General features: G+C 45.5%; 13 protein-coding genes. 7 read left to right on the top strand and 6 right to left on the bottom strand.

Annotated elements, in window-relative coordinates:
• The first annotated feature begins 114 nt into the window (after positions 1–114).
• From AC58CZ_RS01470 to AC58CZ_RS01480, 3 genes are all read left to right on the top strand, one after another.
• The gene (locus AC58CZ_RS01470; RefSeq protein ID WP_494223546.1) at positions 115–1,095 is read left to right on the top strand and encodes a TonB family protein; all 981 of its coding nucleotides are present in this window, start codon (positions 115–117) and stop codon (positions 1,093–1,095) included.
• Between the two features lie 108 nt (positions 1,096–1,203).
• Positions 1,204–1,890, top strand: a complete 687-nt coding sequence (locus tag AC58CZ_RS01475; protein ID WP_494223545.1) for a MotA/TolQ/ExbB proton channel family protein — start codon at positions 1,204–1,206, stop codon at positions 1,888–1,890.
• Positions 1,891–1,940: 50 nt separating this feature from the next.
• Positions 1,941–2,342, top strand: coding sequence for an ExbD/TolR family protein (locus AC58CZ_RS01480; RefSeq protein WP_071002155.1), 402 nt, complete (start codon positions 1,941–1,943; stop codon positions 2,340–2,342).
• Between the two features lie 200 nt (positions 2,343–2,542).
• On the opposite strand, the gene AC58CZ_RS01485 is transcribed toward AC58CZ_RS01480, so the two are convergent.
• Positions 2,543–3,076 carry a DUF2799 domain-containing protein gene (locus tag AC58CZ_RS01485; RefSeq protein ID WP_494223544.1) on the bottom strand — a complete coding sequence of 178 codons (534 nt, stop codon included), beginning with the start codon at positions 3,074–3,076 and terminating at the stop codon, positions 2,543–2,545.
• 400 nt (positions 3,077–3,476) lie between these two features.
• Here AC58CZ_RS01485 and AC58CZ_RS01490 point away from each other — a divergent pair, with 400 nt between their 5' ends.
• Together AC58CZ_RS01490 and topA are read left to right on the top strand one after the other, a co-directional pair.
• Positions 3,477–4,079, top strand: a complete 603-nt coding sequence (locus AC58CZ_RS01490; RefSeq protein WP_494223543.1) for a hypothetical protein — start codon at positions 3,477–3,479, stop codon at positions 4,077–4,079.
• 253 nt (positions 4,080–4,332) lie between these two features.
• Positions 4,333–6,999 (top strand): type I DNA topoisomerase, encoded by a 2,667-nt coding sequence (gene topA / locus AC58CZ_RS01495; RefSeq protein WP_494223542.1) that lies wholly within the window; start codon positions 4,333–4,335, stop codon positions 6,997–6,999.
• 82 nt (positions 7,000–7,081) lie between these two features.
• Here the strand turns inward: topA and AC58CZ_RS01500 are convergent, their stop codons facing one another.
• The 3 genes from AC58CZ_RS01500 to lon form a co-directional block, all read right to left on the bottom strand.
• Positions 7,082–7,639 carry a superoxide dismutase family protein gene (locus tag AC58CZ_RS01500; protein WP_071002151.1) on the bottom strand — a complete coding sequence of 186 codons (558 nt, stop codon included), beginning with the start codon at positions 7,637–7,639 and terminating at the stop codon, positions 7,082–7,084.
• Positions 7,640–7,834: 195 nt separating this feature from the next.
• Entirely contained in the window at positions 7,835–8,887 is a 1,053-nt protein-coding gene (locus AC58CZ_RS01505) for an META domain-containing protein (RefSeq protein ID WP_494223541.1), read from the bottom strand.
• Between the two features lie 143 nt (positions 8,888–9,030).
• A complete protein-coding gene (gene lon / locus AC58CZ_RS01510) occupies positions 9,031–11,631 on the bottom strand; it encodes an endopeptidase La (RefSeq protein WP_497413131.1) in 2,601 nt (866 codons plus the stop codon).
• Positions 11,632–12,057: 426 nt separating this feature from the next.
• Between lon and AC58CZ_RS01515 the strand changes: the two genes are divergently transcribed.
• Complete coding sequence (locus tag AC58CZ_RS01515; protein WP_494223540.1) at positions 12,058–13,419, top strand: Na+/H+ antiporter NhaC family protein; 1,362 nt, start codon at positions 12,058–12,060, stop codon at positions 13,417–13,419.
• A 110-nt stretch (positions 13,420–13,529) separates the two neighbouring features.
• On the opposite strand, the gene AC58CZ_RS01520 is transcribed toward AC58CZ_RS01515, so the two are convergent.
• Positions 13,530–13,784 carry a hypothetical protein gene (locus AC58CZ_RS01520; RefSeq protein WP_494223539.1) on the bottom strand — a complete coding sequence of 85 codons (255 nt, stop codon included), beginning with the start codon at positions 13,782–13,784 and terminating at the stop codon, positions 13,530–13,532.
• The gene (locus AC58CZ_RS01525; protein ID WP_497413132.1) at positions 13,784–14,449 is read right to left on the bottom strand and encodes a 5-formyltetrahydrofolate cyclo-ligase; all 666 of its coding nucleotides are present in this window, start codon (positions 14,447–14,449) and stop codon (positions 13,784–13,786) included. The genes AC58CZ_RS01520 and AC58CZ_RS01525 overlap by 1 nt, the downstream gene beginning before the upstream one ends.
• Before the next feature lie 207 nt (positions 14,450–14,656).
• Here AC58CZ_RS01525 and fumC point away from each other — a divergent pair, with 207 nt between their 5' ends.
• Positions 14,657–16,060, top strand: coding sequence for a class II fumarate hydratase (fumC, locus tag AC58CZ_RS01530; protein WP_494223537.1), 1,404 nt, complete (start codon positions 14,657–14,659; stop codon positions 16,058–16,060).
• Positions 16,061–16,144: the final 84 nt, after the last annotated feature.

The following is a 16,144-nucleotide window of genomic DNA, read 5'->3' on the forward strand; positions in this document are numbered from 1 at the left end:
AGAAGTATAAAAAAGTTGGCAAACAAAGAAATATTGTAAATTATTATTGATAATAATTATCGTTTGCATTATTATCTACGCCATTCCATCCCGGACAATAAATATTAGGCTGTTATGAGTTCAACGGATTTAGAGGCCCCACCAATCAGATCGATCCTACTCTCTATTTTAGTAGTGGTAGGACTGCATGTGCTAACAGCAGTCGCATTGGTGAGCATAAAAGCGCCCAAATTACAGCCTGAGCCAAAACAAGACATACCGCCGGTTGAAATAGAGTTCGTCACGCTACCGACTAAAAGCGCAGCGCCTATAGCAGAAACGAAAGAACCTGTGCAGCAGGTCAAAAAGGTCACCATCAAAAAAGAAGTGCAACCTGAGCCTGTACAACAGCCAAAAGCAGAGCCACCGCCTAAGAAGCGTGTCGAGACACCTATAGAACCAGCGAAGCCTGTGGTGAAAAAAATATCTGAAACACCGCCGATCATCGCAACCGAAAAAACATCTACTGAGAGTAGTCAAAAGCCTGTACCAACAGAAGCAGCACCCAAAAAGATCAGCCCAGAACCGATAGTCGATACATCGGCTGCTGATGAGCAGCGCAAAGAGGCTGCTGCCCGAGCCAAAAAAGCCGCTCAAGAAGCACAAGACAGAGCAGCGCAAGAAGCTAAAAGAGTCGCGGATGCTAAGGCTGCGGCACAAGCCAAAGCTGCTAGAGAAGCAGAAGCCGCCGCCCAAGCCAAAGCCGCTAGAGAAGCAGCTGAGGCTGCTGCGGAAGCTGCTGCTCGAGCACAGAGTAATGAGCCTGTAAGCTTTACTGCGAGCGCTGCCAATTGGGCCTCTGCACCGAAATTTAGCTTCCCTGATCGTGCGGCACGTAGAGCGCGTTCAGGTGATACGCTCAACGTGGTATTGGTACTGCGCGTCAATAAACAAGGTGGTATCGATAGCGTGCGAGTGGCGCAGTCTTCAGGCAATACTTTGCTGGATAAAGAAGCCCAGCGTCAAGTACGCTCTGGCAAGTTCAAACCCTTTACCAAGAATGGCGCACCAGTGGTGGGCAATGTGACCTTGCCGATCAGCTATGCGGTTCCTTGAGCATTTATATTTTATAACAACGTATTTATTGATAATCTTTCATAATAAGACAAGGCATGATACTCGTTTTAGTAGCATGTGATGGCATAAAACATTAAGGAGTCTGATATGGACTTTATGCAATACTGGCAGATCAGCGACATGGTGACAAAGACGTTATTCTTTTTGTTACTTGCGTTATCTATTCTCTCTTGGGTGACAGGTATCGTCCGCGTATTGCAAAGTCGCAAACTGGCGACCAGTGTGGCAGATGACTTGAATCAACAACTACAAGCAAAGCAGGCCGATTTGGTCGGCTCCGATGCTGCCGCTCGTCGTTTGGTCACTGAACAGACGTTACTCAAGCACATAGGGCGCTACCGTTTTGCCAGCGAGCGCGGCTTACCTATTCTTGGAACGACGGCAGCGATCGCGCCATTTATCGGCTTATTTGGCACGGTGTGGGGCATTTTCCACGCGCTGCATAATATTGGTATGAGTGGACAGGCAGGATTGGGACAAGTGGCAGGCCCCGTTGGTGAGGCACTAATTATGACGGGTCTTGGTATCGCTGTGGCTATTCCAGCTGTGGTGTTTTACAACATAGCAGTACGTATCAATCGCCGTGTGATGTATCAAGCCAATGATAGAGCACATGATCTGTTGTCCGGGTCTGCTGAGCCTGTGCCATTGTCTACTAGCCCGAATGCGGGCGCAACATCGGTGCAGGCGGTTAAAGGCAATCGCTCAAATACTATCGATGCAGCAGTAGACACGCAGCAAGCGCGCCACTACAGCAGCTCTGTGGCAGAATAAAAAAGCACCTCTTGGCGGCATGACAATAAACACAAGTATTGAGAATAATTATGGCATTTCAACTGGGTGATGATGACGTTCAAGGTATGAATGAGATGAACCTCATTCCGCTTATCGATATCATGCTGGTATTGATGATTATCTTTTTATTGACAGCGACCGTGCTGAATCCGACGGTTCCTTTAGATTTGCCAAAGACCAGTGCTGAGGTCAATCAAACGCCGCCAGAAGCCATTCAAATCAGTATTGATAAAGACGCGGGGATATTTTGGGACAGCGATCCCATCAGCATGGAAGCGCTAGAGGCGCGTTTGCAGGAGCAAGGCGCAACCGGCAAAGATCCTTCAGTACAACTGCGCGCTGATAAAGAAGGTAAGTATGATACGGTCGCTCAGGTCTTGGCGGCTGCCAGTCAAGCAGGACTTACCAAGATTGCCTTTGTCAATGAATAATAGCAGCGATAAACGGTAGTAAGTAGTAATAAGCAGCGAAATGCAACGTCCGTTACAGCAAAAAATTAGCGATATAAATCAACAAGCCAATGAATAGCACGAGCGCCATAACAATAATAAGAACGATTAAAATAATAAGCTTCTCTCCGACCTCAGTGACGACTTAAACCTCAAATTAAGTCATCACTGAGGTTTTCTTTTTACCAGCCATAGCCAAATGGACGGTAGCCAAAGCCCAGATGTCCGTAACCAAACGGATAAGGCGAGCGCAAGTAATCCAGATCGCGCTGACGGATATAGTAGTAGCGTCCTTGAGAGTAAGCTTCTTCTAATTTCTCAATACCTTCTAATGGACAGACTGGCTGCCAGTCATAGCCTTCGCGACCGAGCTTATAAGCATTCAGCTCGGTACAGTAGTTTTTGAGACCTTGCTGTCGTCCTTGCTCCCACTGTATGCGGCTAGGACTGGCGCCGCCGACACTGGCGCAGCTGTTGGTATAGTGTCCAAAGTAAGCCCCTGAACGACCTTGTAGACCATCGGCATAACCGACTTCTTGCCAGTTACTGCTTTGACATTGCTGTGGGGTCAGGCTTTGGGTGGTGGCACAGCCTGACACTGTTAGCACGATTGCGCCAAGTAATGATAAGCTTATGCCAGTGTTGCTCAGGAGTTTACCTGTCAGCTTGCTAGCGATATAAGCGCTTGATGAGTTTGACTTAATAAGATAATTCATAATAAACCTGCGCGCGTTTAAAATTATGGTTTATCATAGCACTTTTTTACGCCGACCACTTTTTGTATCTGGTTTTTGTATGTGGCTATGCTACTGATGATTAGGCACGCTAAATGTCTGATTTAACAGTATAACTGACAAATAAAGAGTGAGCCATACAGCCAGTTTTTGAATAGTAGTTGAGTGGCAGTGCTTGATTTTTGCGGGTTCGAGCTCATTATAAGTCTTGCTATATCGTTATCTGTCATGTGAGTAGCAGCCAGTTCACGTTAACGATTTATAGGATAGTTATTTATAAAGCCGTTATTTTTACTGTTAGCGTAGACAGCGGTTATCAGCCGTGGCAGTTATATTGATATTGTTTAGCATCATTTTTATTTAGTTAAAAGGCCAGAGCATCATGGGAACATTGATTGGCGTTATCATTGTACTATTCGTCTTAGGGAGTATGATGGCGCTCAAACCGAATGGTATCGATCAGCGTTTAGACAAGCTGCGTATGACCGCACGCCGTTTGCAGCTTAATCCAAAGCTCGTTGCTTGCCCTGATTGGATCAAAGGTCGTGATAATGAATATGGCCGCGGTATGCTTGGACAGTATTGTCTGATATTAGAAGAGACCAAACTGCCGCACACACGCTATCAAGTGATCGATGGACAATGGCGACCAGATAACAGTTTTGTTGATACCAGCGATGATGCAAAAACACTCCATATTCCAAGTGCCATTCGCTCTACGCAAAGCAGCAATAATGTGACGGTAAAAAAAACCGATTTTAGCTTGGACAAAGCGCCATTAGAGCTACCAGTGAGCATTGAGCCGTTTGTTAAAGGGCTGATGACCAAGGCAAATAGCATTATCATCTATTGGGAAGACATTGCTTACGTGCGCCCAAACTCTAATCCCACGTATCATCAGCAACGTATTGAGGAAGATCTGTTAGTGCTCAAAGCCAATCTTGAGAAGTGGGCGATACAAATGCAAAAAGACGTGAAAGGCTAGTAAAGCGCTTTTTTGTCTCCATTAAAGGGCGATATGCAAGCAGTTTTTCATATTCAATTTATTTAAAGTTGACAGTTTAACGCTTAGCAGTGTAACGTCTTTATAACTATATCTTTATTTTATGGTTATAATTTGTTTTATAACCTTTTTTATCAGCAGCCATTATTACTATAAATCACTTTACTGCTGACTGTAATTTCACCTTTAGTTTACTTATATTTTTTAATTTACCTATATTATGGTGTCGTCGAATATGGCAAAAACCACAACCAAAAAAGCCGCAGCATCAGCTGCTGACAGCCCAAAGGGCAAGTCTTTGGTGATTGTAGAATCACCAGCCAAGGCAAAAACGATTAATAAATATCTTGGCGATGACTTTATTGTACGCTCAAGTATCGGCCACGTCCGTGATTTGCCGGTCAGTGCGAGCAAAAGTGCAAAGAAAGCAACGACCGCTAAAAAAGATGACAGTCTGACCAAAGAAGAAAAAGCACAGCAAGCACTGGTGCGCCGTATGGGCGTAGATCCAGAGCATGATTGGGCGGCCGTCTATGAAGTACTGCCAAACAAAACCAAGGTCATCAAAGAGCTCAAAGCACTGGCCAAAGACGCTGACAAAATCTATCTGGCAACGGATATGGATAGAGAGGGGGAGGCGATCGCTTGGCATCTAAAAGAAGTTATCGGTGGGCCTGATAGCAAGTATCAACGTGTGGTCTTTAACGAGATTACTAAGTCAGCTATTCAAAGCGCCTTTAAGCAACCATCAAAGCTTGATATCGATCGCGTCAATGCTCAGCAAGCGCGCAGATTCTTGGACCGTGTCGTTGGCTTCATGGTATCGCCGCTGCTATGGCAAAAGGTTGCTCGCGGACTATCAGCAGGCCGTGTGCAGTCAGTTGCTATGCGCTTGGTTGTTGAGCGTGAGCATGAAATTCGCGCGTTCATTCCAGAAGAATACTGGCAAATCCATGCAGATACACATGTCGCTCATGATAAAACCAAAAAAGCCTCAGATGCGGAGCAAATCGGTATCCGTTTAGAGGCGACCAAACAAGGCGGTAAAACGCTAAAGCTTGGCAATAAAGAGCAAACCGATAAAGTGCTTGAGATACTCAAAGCAAGCGATTTTATCGTTAAAGAGCGTGAAGAGAAGCCAACCCAGTCACGTCCAAGTGCGCCTTTTATCACCTCGACTTTGCAACAAGCGGCTAGTACACGTTTGGGATTTTCTGTTAAAAAGACCATGATTCTGGCGCAGCGTCTGTATGAAGCGGGTCACATCACTTATATGCGTACCGACTCGACGTTCTTGTCTGGCGATGCGCTCGCGGCTGTCCGTGGTCATATCGAAGACAACTATGGCGCAAAATACGTACCAGAAAAACCAAATTTTTATGGCAATAAGCAAGGCGCACAAGAAGCACATGAAGCGATTCGTCCTTCTAATGTCAACATGAAATCAACGCAGCTAAAAGGCGTTGAGCGTGATGCCATACGTCTATACGAGCTAATCTGGCGTCAGTTTGTGGCGTGTCAGATGTTGCCTGCCAAATATCTATCAGTGAACCTGTTTGTCGGTGCAAGCGATATCGAGCTAAAAGCACGCGGTCGTACCATGGTGTTTGATGGCTACACAAAAGTGATGCCACCAGCTAAGACTGACGATACGTTATTGCCTGATGTCAAAAAAGGCGACAAATTAAACTTAGATAAGCTTGATCCAAGCCAGCATTTTACCAAGCCTGCGCCGCGTTATACTGAAGCAAGCCTAGTCAAAGAGCTTGAGAAAAAAGGCATCGGTCGTCCATCGACTTATGCCTCAATTATCTCGACCATTCAAGACCGCGGCTATGTGAAGCTTGAGAACAAGCGACTATTTGCTGAAAAAATGGGCGATATCGTCACCGATAGGTTGACAGCCAGCTTTCCAGACTTGATGGATTATACCTTTACTGCTGCGCTTGAAGACAAGCTCGATCATGTCGCCGAGGGTGAGCAAGATTGGAAAGACGTGCTCGATAATTTCTATGGTGAGTTCAAAACCACCCTTGAGCATGCCAAAGGCAAAGATGGTATGCGTCCGAATGATCCAACCGACGTGCCAGATGTGCATTGCGATATTTGTGATCGTCCGATGCAGCTGCGTACAGGCTCAACAGGCGTATTCTTGGGCTGTACTGGCTATAACTTGCCGCCGAAAGAGCGCTGTAAAGGTACCAAAAATCTAATGCCAGTCGAAGCGTTTGCCAACTTAGATGATGCAGAAGGTGATGACGAAGCGGCAGAAGTCAAAGATTTGATGGAGAAAAAACGCTGTCCGAAATGCGGCACCGCAATGAATGGTTATATCGTCGATGGTGGTCTCAAGCTACACATCTGCGGTAATAACCCTGATTGTGACGGTTATATTCTAGAAGAAGGTAAGTTTGAAGTACCAGGCTCAGATGCGCCAACCATCGACTGTGACAAGTGTGATGGTCAGATGGAGCTAAAGACAGGTCGCTTTGGTCCGTATTTTGCTTGTCAGAAATGCGATAACACCCGCAAGGTGCTAAAAACAGGTGAAGCAGCACCGCCGCGTATGGATCCTATTCATCTACCAGAGCTAAAATCGACCAAACATGATGATTATTTCATTTTGCGTGAAGGGGCGGCTGGCATGTTCTTAGCGGCCTCTAAGTTTCCAAAGGTGCGTGAGACTCGTGCGCCCAAGCTCGCTGAGCTACGGGAAATTAAAAGCAAGATGGAAGACAAGTTCCAATATCTGTTTGAGGGACCAGATGAAGATCCTGAGGGTAACCCAACCATCTTGCGCTGGTCGCGTAAGAAAAAAGAGCAGTACATCGGCTCTGAGAAAAACGGCAAGGCCACCCGTTGGGGTGTGTACTGGCGTAAAGGCGAGTGGGTAGAAGAGTAACCAATTTTCTACTGACCATAAAAAAACCTCTTAACCATATACAATAGTTAAGAGGTTTTTTTTATGGCTGATATATATAGTATTAGTTCATCTCGATAATACCGCAAGCAACACGGTCGCCTGATGCGCCTGATGGTTGGCTGGTATAATCGTCAGCGCCAGCATGTACGATAAAGGCACGGCGATTCACGCTATACTTACCTGCCTTATCGGCCGTGATTTTTTTGTTTACATAATTGATAGTAGCGACGCCATCTTCATTGGCTGTCAGGTTAGGTAGGTCACCTGCATGACCATTCATGTCATCAGGATTAGAGTGTGGTTTGTTGTCAGGATTGAAGTGACCGCCTGCCGCTTTACCCATATCAGCACAGCTACCTGTCTCATGAATATGTAGTGCAACCGTTTGGCCCGGCTGTAGATTCATGAGCTTACCGTAGACTTGTACACCGCCATCGACAGGACGCAGGAACATCTGTCCGACTTCGTTCTTATCACCGCTCACCGCTTTGATGGTTGATTTTAAAGCAGGCTGATTGACAGGATTGCCTGTTTGCATTTGACCTTCGACCGTTTGGCAACCAGTCATGGCTAACGCTGATCCGCATAGTAGGGCACTTGCAAGCATTGTCTTATTCATTATTATCTCCAGTTATTTTATTCATTATTTAGAACGTAGTTAAAGTCACAAATATCTGTATTTATTGTTCTGTTAGAGCGCGTATCGATATTCGTTAACATCATCGTCAGTATAGCCAAGCAAACCCTATAGTTATTCATTAAATGCGCAACAATCGGTTAATAAATGTAAGTAACGTATGGGTTTGAAAATGTATTAAGGGATTTTCTTTGGCTCATTTTTCCAAATTAAGGTTTCGCCAGAATCTAGGGTTTGGGTGAGTAAGTAGCTAGACTTTATCTCATTAACAGAATTAGCTATCGGGTTATTATCGGTATGAGTCAAGGTTAGGTGGCTAGTGCTGTTATGCATAATACGATCAAGGTAGTCCTCAATACCATTCACCAACTCACCACATCCCATCAATGTTGATGGTGATGCACCGATTAGCAATATATGGTTAGTCGATAGAGAATAAGACCCACCAACGCCATTACATCCAGTTAAAAAGCTAACACCTTGGTCATGAGTATCAAGCCGAAAGCTTGCGGTGATAGGTACATTGGGATTATTAAGCTCATGAATCAAAGTATTGGCATTATCAGTTGCGCGTATAAGGTGCCAGTCATAGCGCTCTAATAACTCATTGGTGATAGCTAATCCTGAGGTCTGTTTAATAGGTTTTGCTCTACCAGAAAAAATAAATACTTTGCCTTTATCTGTAGTCAACCTCATTTGTTTCGATACTTTTTTAGAGAAAAGCGGATCGTTTGGTAATATAGGGTCAAATCTAAAGTAAGAATTCGAATAGGGCGCAAATACGATATCTAAAGCTTGCTGAACCTCGCCTTTATTTGAGTTGCTTTTACCTGAGCTGGTCGTCGCTACCTCACAATTATCAGGCATATCTGACATATCAGGCAGCGAGTAAGGATAAGGTAGTGGACGCAAAGCCTTAAAATTACCTTTATAGCGGTGACAGCCTTCTTGGAATAACAAAGTATCGGGACGCACATTCATGACCAATGGTGGCTTATAATTAAAAGGGCTGATTTTTTCATCGTCATTACTGACGCGAGTCAATTGCCATTCATATTTGGTGAGCGTTTGAAGTAGCCTAGGTACTGGCGTATCAGCTGACCAGTTTTTATCGTCAATGACGGTACTGGTTTGCGCTGAATGATTAAGGCTGTTTGTTTGGCAACCTAGTAGGGCGAGAGGTAATAAGGCGCTTATTATCGCTAAAGGCATCCGTAAATTATTTGACATTATAACTTTCCAATAAATAAACATTTGTCTAAAATATATCACAAGGCTCTAGAGAGATTGTTGTTTATTATTGCCAAAAAAAAGCCGCCCATCATAGTGATGAGCGGCTTTTATTTTTTAAGCATTGACTAACGAATACTCAATTAGTTGTGTAGCGCTTTGCCTGCCGTTTTATCAACCGTCACTTTTGCAGGCTTAAGCGGTTTTGGCATATCTACCAAAGCAACCTTTAAAATCTCTTCAATCGTCGCAACTGGCTGAATAATCAAGCCTTCTTTGACATTATCAGGGATATCGGCCAAATCACGCTCATTACTTTCTGGAATCAAGACATGCTTGATGCCGCCGCGATGCGCTGCCAGTAGCTTCTCTTTGAGACCACCGATACGTAGGATTTTGCCGCGCAAGGTGATCTCACCTGTCATGGCAATATCTGGACGAATGGCAATACCTGTCAAGGCAGAGACCAGTGCTGTCGTCAATGCACCACCAGCAGAAGGACCGTCTTTTGGCGTGGCGCCTTCTGGCATGTGCACATGGATATCTGTGGTTTTGACTGTCTCATAGTCAATGCCAAGACTGTCACCGCGAGCACGCACCACACTCATCGCCGCACGAATCGACTCTTTCATCACATCGCCAAGTGAGCCGGTGAAGCTAAGCTCACCTTTACCTTTCATAGCGACCGCTTCAATAGTAAGCAGCTCGCCGCCCACTTGTGTCCACGCAAGACCAGTGATACGTCCAATCTCAGGCTCTTCTTCCGCCAGACCGTAGTCATACTGGTGCACACCTAGATAGTCATCGATGTTCTTGTCATCGACGGTCACTAGCTGACGTTCCGCTTTTTTCGGAGCGCGCGCGCCATGAGTCTCAACCGAACCGCGTACTACTTTGCGGCAGATTTTATTGACTTCACGCTCAAGGTTACGCACACCTGCTTCACGGGTATAGCTTCGTACGATAGTGTGTAGGGCCGCTTCAACGATTTCAATTTCACCTTCTTTAAGGCCATTATTTTTAATCGCTTTTGGCACGAGGTATTTCTGTGCGATATTGACCTTTTCTTCTTCGGTATAACCCGGCAGACGAATGACTTCCATACGGTCAAGTAGCGCAGGTGGAATATCCATGCTATTGGCAGTACAGATAAACATCACTTGAGACAAATCTAAGTCCATATCTAAATAATGGTCGTTAAAGGTGTCGTTCTGTGATGGGTCTAATACTTCAAGCAATGCTGATGCTGGATCGCCGCGGAAGTCTTGCGCCATCTTATCGATTTCATCCAATAAGAACAGCGGGTTTTTCACTTCTACTTTGGCCAGTGACTGCACGATTTTACCTGGCATCGCACCGATATAAGTACGGCGATGACCACGAATTTCCGCTTCATCACGGACGCCGCCAAGCGCCATACGGATAAACTTACGACCCGTTGCGCGCGCAATCGACTCACCCAACGAGGTTTTACCCACACCTGGAGGGCCGACGAGACAAAGAATCGGGCCACGCAGTTTTTTCACGCGAGATTGTACGGCGAGATATTCTAAGATGCGGTCTTTGACATCTTGCAAGCCATAATGATCTTCGTCCAGCACCGTTTTGGCTTTATCAAGATTGATCGAAACTTTGGTCGTCGCATTCCACGGCGTATCCAAAATCCACTCAATGTAGTTGCGTACCACTGACGACTCTGATGAAGCAGGTGGCATCATTTTGAGCTTTTTAAACTCTTGCTCCGCTTTTTTGCGCACATCGTCTGGCAAGTCAGCATCTTCGAGACGCTGCTCTAGCTCAGCGACATCATCTTCGCCATCAAACGCGCCATCATTGAGATCTGATAGCTCGTTTTTGATCGCTTTCATCTTTTCGTTTAAGAAGTATTCGCGCTGATTGTCTTCCATCTGCTGACGGACCGCATCTTGAATATCTTGCTCGATATTTTGCTCAGCACTTTGCTTGACCAGATATTCCGTCAAGGTGTTGATATGCGTTTTGATATCGTTTTCTTCTAAGAACGACTGTTTAACATCCAAATCCATCGAGACGCGGGTTGAGATAAAGTACACAAGTTCAAGCAAATCATCGATGCGTTTGGCCACGCGAGTTAGCTCACGGGCATTACGCAGACGCGCATCCGCATAGCTTTCAAACAGGGTGGTCAACGCCTGAATAGTGTTTTTCTTCTGGCTCTCATCCATGCTGACATCAAGATCAGCACGCTCAAATCTCGCCATCAATAAGTCGTCATAACTTTCGATATTGTCGACACGGGCGCGATATTGACCTTCGATGAGTACTTTGATGCAGTTCTCATCGCTATCGTGCGGCATGGTGCTGACGATGCGGCACACGGTACCGTATTGATACAAGTTGTCTTGATCAATGTCTTCGGTCAATGAGTCTTTTTGGGCGACGACCAGTACTTTGTTGCCATACTCAGCCTGTGCCAGCTCAACGGCTTTGACCGATGGCGCGCGTCCCACAAATAAGGCAATCTGCATGTGCGGATAGACAACCACATCTCGCAATGCCAAGAGTGGCAAGTAGTTTTCAGGTTGGTTGTCGTTTACATCTTTATTATTAGAGTCAGTGTTATCAAGACCAGTGTCTGTCTCATTGGTTGACGCTGCTTTTTGTGCTGCATTCGATAAGGTCTCTGCCTCATTGTTGTCTGTAGCAGTAGATGAAACGTCGACATCAATGTCGATATTGTCTTGGGTAATTTTATGTTCACTCATATATTTTTCCTCTTTCCCCGGACTTGTAAAGTCAAGTTCGTGGTTCATGTCTAGATAAATGGTGTCCGCATATAAAATTGCAAGTCTCATTGGCAAAGATGCACAGTTATCTTTGTTAAATAGTGCGACAAACGCCGACGTTTCAATGCGGTTATTGGATTAAAAAGTTGGATTAAAAAGTTGGATTAAAAATGCTGTGTCTGGATTAAATAAGTAAAATCTCACCATTAGATAGCGAGAGCGTGTGTGAGATGCGGGTGTCTAATCGGTTCTATGCATAGGCTTTATATCCAAAATAAGGTAAACTGACGCCCGTCTAAAAACAGGGGTTGTTAGGGCAGTATTTTAGACATCATAGCGCTATTCATCAGTGTTACTATTCATCAGTCTCAATGAGACCAAGTTATAAAGAGCAAGGGGCAATACATGGCCATCAATGCGGTACTGCTGGCAGTTATTATTATGCTAGGACTGTCACTTTCGCGCGTGCACGTGGTGCTCAGTTTATTAATCGGGGCGCTGGCAGGTGGATTATTAGCAGGTCTGGGTATTACCGATACGTTAAATGCCTTCCAAGAAGGTATCCGTAATGGCGCACAGATTGCGCTATCTTATGCCTTGCTAGGGGCGTTTGCCGTGGCGATCGCGCACTCGGGATTGCCGCAGTCATTGGCAGGGACAGTGATTAGACGCATTGATGCCGCGGGCACGAGTGGCATGATTAAGTACATGCTGTTTGCAGGTCTTATTACCATGAGCTGCTTTAGCCAAAACCTAATCCCCATTCATATTGCCTTTATTCCACTGCTGGTACCGCCACTGCTTTTGGCGTTCAACCGTATGCAGATTGATAGACGCCTGATTGCCTGTCTGATTACCTTTGGACTGGTCACCACCTATATGTTTATACCGTATGGGTTTGGTGATATTTACCTCAATCAAATTATGCTAAAAAACGTCGGTGAAGCGGGCATTGATGTTGCCAATATTTCTGTGGTGAAGGCCATGGCGATTCCTGCATTAGGTATGCTAATTGGTTTACTGGTCGCGGTATTTATAAGCTACCGTAAGCCGCGCGAGTATCAGCAGATTGCGATAGATCAGCAAGCGCATGATGCCGTCGTAGAAGGCGATGCATTAAGTAAAACAGCCGCTGGCGCTCAGTCGCAAAGCAAGCTAAAGACGCTGGTTGCATTGGCTGCTATCGTGACGGCTTTCGTCGTGCAGCTATACACTGATTCGCTACTCTTGGGTTCGATGTTTGGCTTTGGCGTGTTTATGGCGACAGGCGTGGTCAAGTGGCATGAGGCTGATGGTGTCTTTAATGATGGTATCAAATTGATGGCGATGATTGGCTTTATTATGATTACGGCGCAAGGTTTTGCTGAAGTCATGAAAGCCACAGAGCAGATTCAGCTACTCGTTGATGGGGCGGCGTCACTGTTCGGTGGTAATAAAGCGATGGCAGCATTTATCATGCTCTTGATTGGTTTGATTGTGACCATGGGTATCGGCTCGTCCTTCTCGACCATTCCTATTTTGGCCGCGATCTATGTGCCGCTATGTATCTCTTTAGGGTTTTCACCGTTAGCAACCGTTGCTATTATCGGTACAGCGGGCGCGCTAGGTGATGCCGGTTCTCCTGCGTCAGACTCGACATTGGGTCCCACATCTGGTCTTAACATCGATGGACAGCATGACCATATCAAGGACAGTGTGGTGCCGACCTTTTTGCATTACAATATCCCATTATTGGCCTTTGGTTGGATAGCCGCGATGGTGCTGTAGTAAATGATTTGAATGATTTGAATGATTGGGTTTGATAGGAGAGGCGAGTATAAACAATCACTATACTCGCCTTTTTTCGTTTCTATTAATTGCTCAAACTGCCTATATTTTTAACAATCTTCATCAAAATCCTCAATCTCACCATTCAAACTGCTCAAAAACGCATCACTTTGCGCGAGCAGCTCATTTAAGCGTTCTTCATTGACTAATCGTGTCATCTCATCAGCGCTAAACGGTTGCTCTTGACTGTAGTAACGTTGCTCTCTAGCGTCATCGCTACCTGACCTTTGCAAATATTCATCCACATTGTCTGCACTGGAATCAGCAGCGCTAGAGTCTTTTTCAAATTGTTTATCGTCTTTCATTAAAACCACCTTATGCCGTTTGGCGTAATTAAGCCATCTAATGGCACATCCCACGGCTGACGCGCTAATTGTTCAACCACTTGAAAGTCATAACACCAGCCAATTTTTAATGGTTTCTTGGCCCCTGAGCGATAGCTTTTGCCAAGCGTCGTATCATAAAAACCGCCACCCATGCCCATACGATTACCGTGTTTATCTACCGCGACTAACGGACAGATAATCACGTCTAATTCTGACGCCCATAATAGAGCGCGGCTATGATTTTGCTTCATGCCGAGCTGATGAATGCGGATGGGGACATTGATTAGTTTTGAGTGGTAAACAGGCACAAAACGCAACCGTTTATCATCACTGCCATTACTAGTACGACCGAGAGAACCAACGACAGGTAAATAAGGAGAATAGCCTAAGCATATACACCAATCCAGCAGTGGCTGAGTGGGTAGCTCGCCAAATCCATCATAATATAGCCCAATACGCGCATTTTTTGATAGCCGCTGCTGTAATTTGCTCAAATGCAAGCTCGCTGCTTGCGCCAAATTTCTACGCGCGCCATCACTTAATTGACGACGCTGGCGAGTGAAGTGCCGTCTGGGTGGATTACTTAGCGTAGGTTCTTGTGAGTTAAGAATTTTTGACTCAGTGGGCATGGTTTCAGAGTGCATAGGTATCTTATCCAATGACATATCAGATTGATGAGGGGCGCTTTTAGACATTCGTTTTTAGGCATTGACCAAAGCGATTTGTGAATATTCAACACGTCCTAGTCATGCTATCATAATGCCACTTTATATCGTATTCTCCTTTATGTGCAGCGGATGTTGCATTTTTTAGAGCAGTCATAAAACAACAAACCATCAAAGAGGGTAGTTATGTCGACACAGAATCAGGCAACACGACTTGAGAAAGACACCATGGGTAACGTAGAAGTCCCAGCTGATGCCTATTGGGGCGCGCAAACACAGCGTAGCCGCGAAAACTTCAAAATCGGTGGCGAGACCTTACCGCGTCCAATGATTGAAGCGATGGCACTGGTCAAAAAAGCCGCTGCGATTACCAATGCAAGCCTAGAGCGTATCGAAGGCGACAAGCGTGATCTTATCGTGCAAGCCGCTGACGAAGTCATCAACGGCGGTCTTACCGATCAGTTTCCATTAGTGGTTTGGCAGACGGGTTCGGGTACACAGTCAAACATGAACATGAACGAAGTGCTTGCTAACCGTGCCAATGAAATCGCAGGCTCTGAGCGTGGCACTTACGCACCGATTCATCCTAACGATCACGTCAATCACGCTCAGTCTACCAACGACAGCTTCCCAACGGCGATTCGTGTGGCGGCTGCTCGTCAGATCAACAGCTTATTGATCCCAGCGGTCCAAGCATTGCGCGATACGCTAGCTGCAAAAGCCAAAGAATTCGATAGCATCGTAAAAATCGGTCGTACGCATTTACAAGACGCGACGCCTTTGACCTTAGGCCAAGAGTTCAGCGGCTATGTGAGACAACTTGACCACGCGTTAGTACGTATCGACAACGCGCTACAAGGTCTATATGAATTGCCACTAGGTGGTACTGCGGTTGGTACTGGTCTAAACGCCCATCCTGACTATGCAGTAAAAGCAGCTGAGCAACTAGCGACTTTGACGGGCTTGCCATTTGTCACATCTCCAAATAAATTTGAAGCATTAGCGGCTCGTGATGCCGAAGTATTTGCATCAGGCGCACTAAAAACCCTAGCCGCTAGCTTAAACAAAATCGCTAACGACGTACGCTGGCTCGCCTCAGGTCCTCGTTGTGGTCTTGGCGAGTTGACGATTCCAGAGAACGAGCCAGGCTCTTCTATCATGCCAGGTAAAGTGAACCCAACTCAGTCAGAAGCGATGACTATGGTTGTCGCTCAGGTCATGGGTAACGACACGACTATCAGCATGGCTGGCGCATCAGGTAACTTTGAGCTAAATGTGTATAAGCCTGTGATTGCCTTCAACCTATTGCAATCTATCAAACTGCTTGGCGATGCTTGCAACAGTTTCAACGAGAACTGTGCCGTCGGTATCGAGCCAGTAAAAGACAAAATCGATGACTTCTTGCATAACTCATTGATGCTAGTGACGTCATTAAACCGTCATGTTGGTTATGAAAATGCAGCAAAAATCGCTAAAACTGCTTATAAAGAAAACAAAACGTTGAAGCAAGTGGCGGTTGAGCTAGAGCTATTAACTGAAGCACAGTTTGATGAGTGGGTCATTCCTGCTGATATGGTACATCCTAAGTAAGCTATCTAATAGTTTTTTAGAATAGTAAAAAGACCTTGTCGTATGGCAAGGTCTTTTTTTTAAGGTCATTAGATCTATAAAGTC

This window comes from Psychrobacter sp. CR212 (assembly GCF_059693765.1).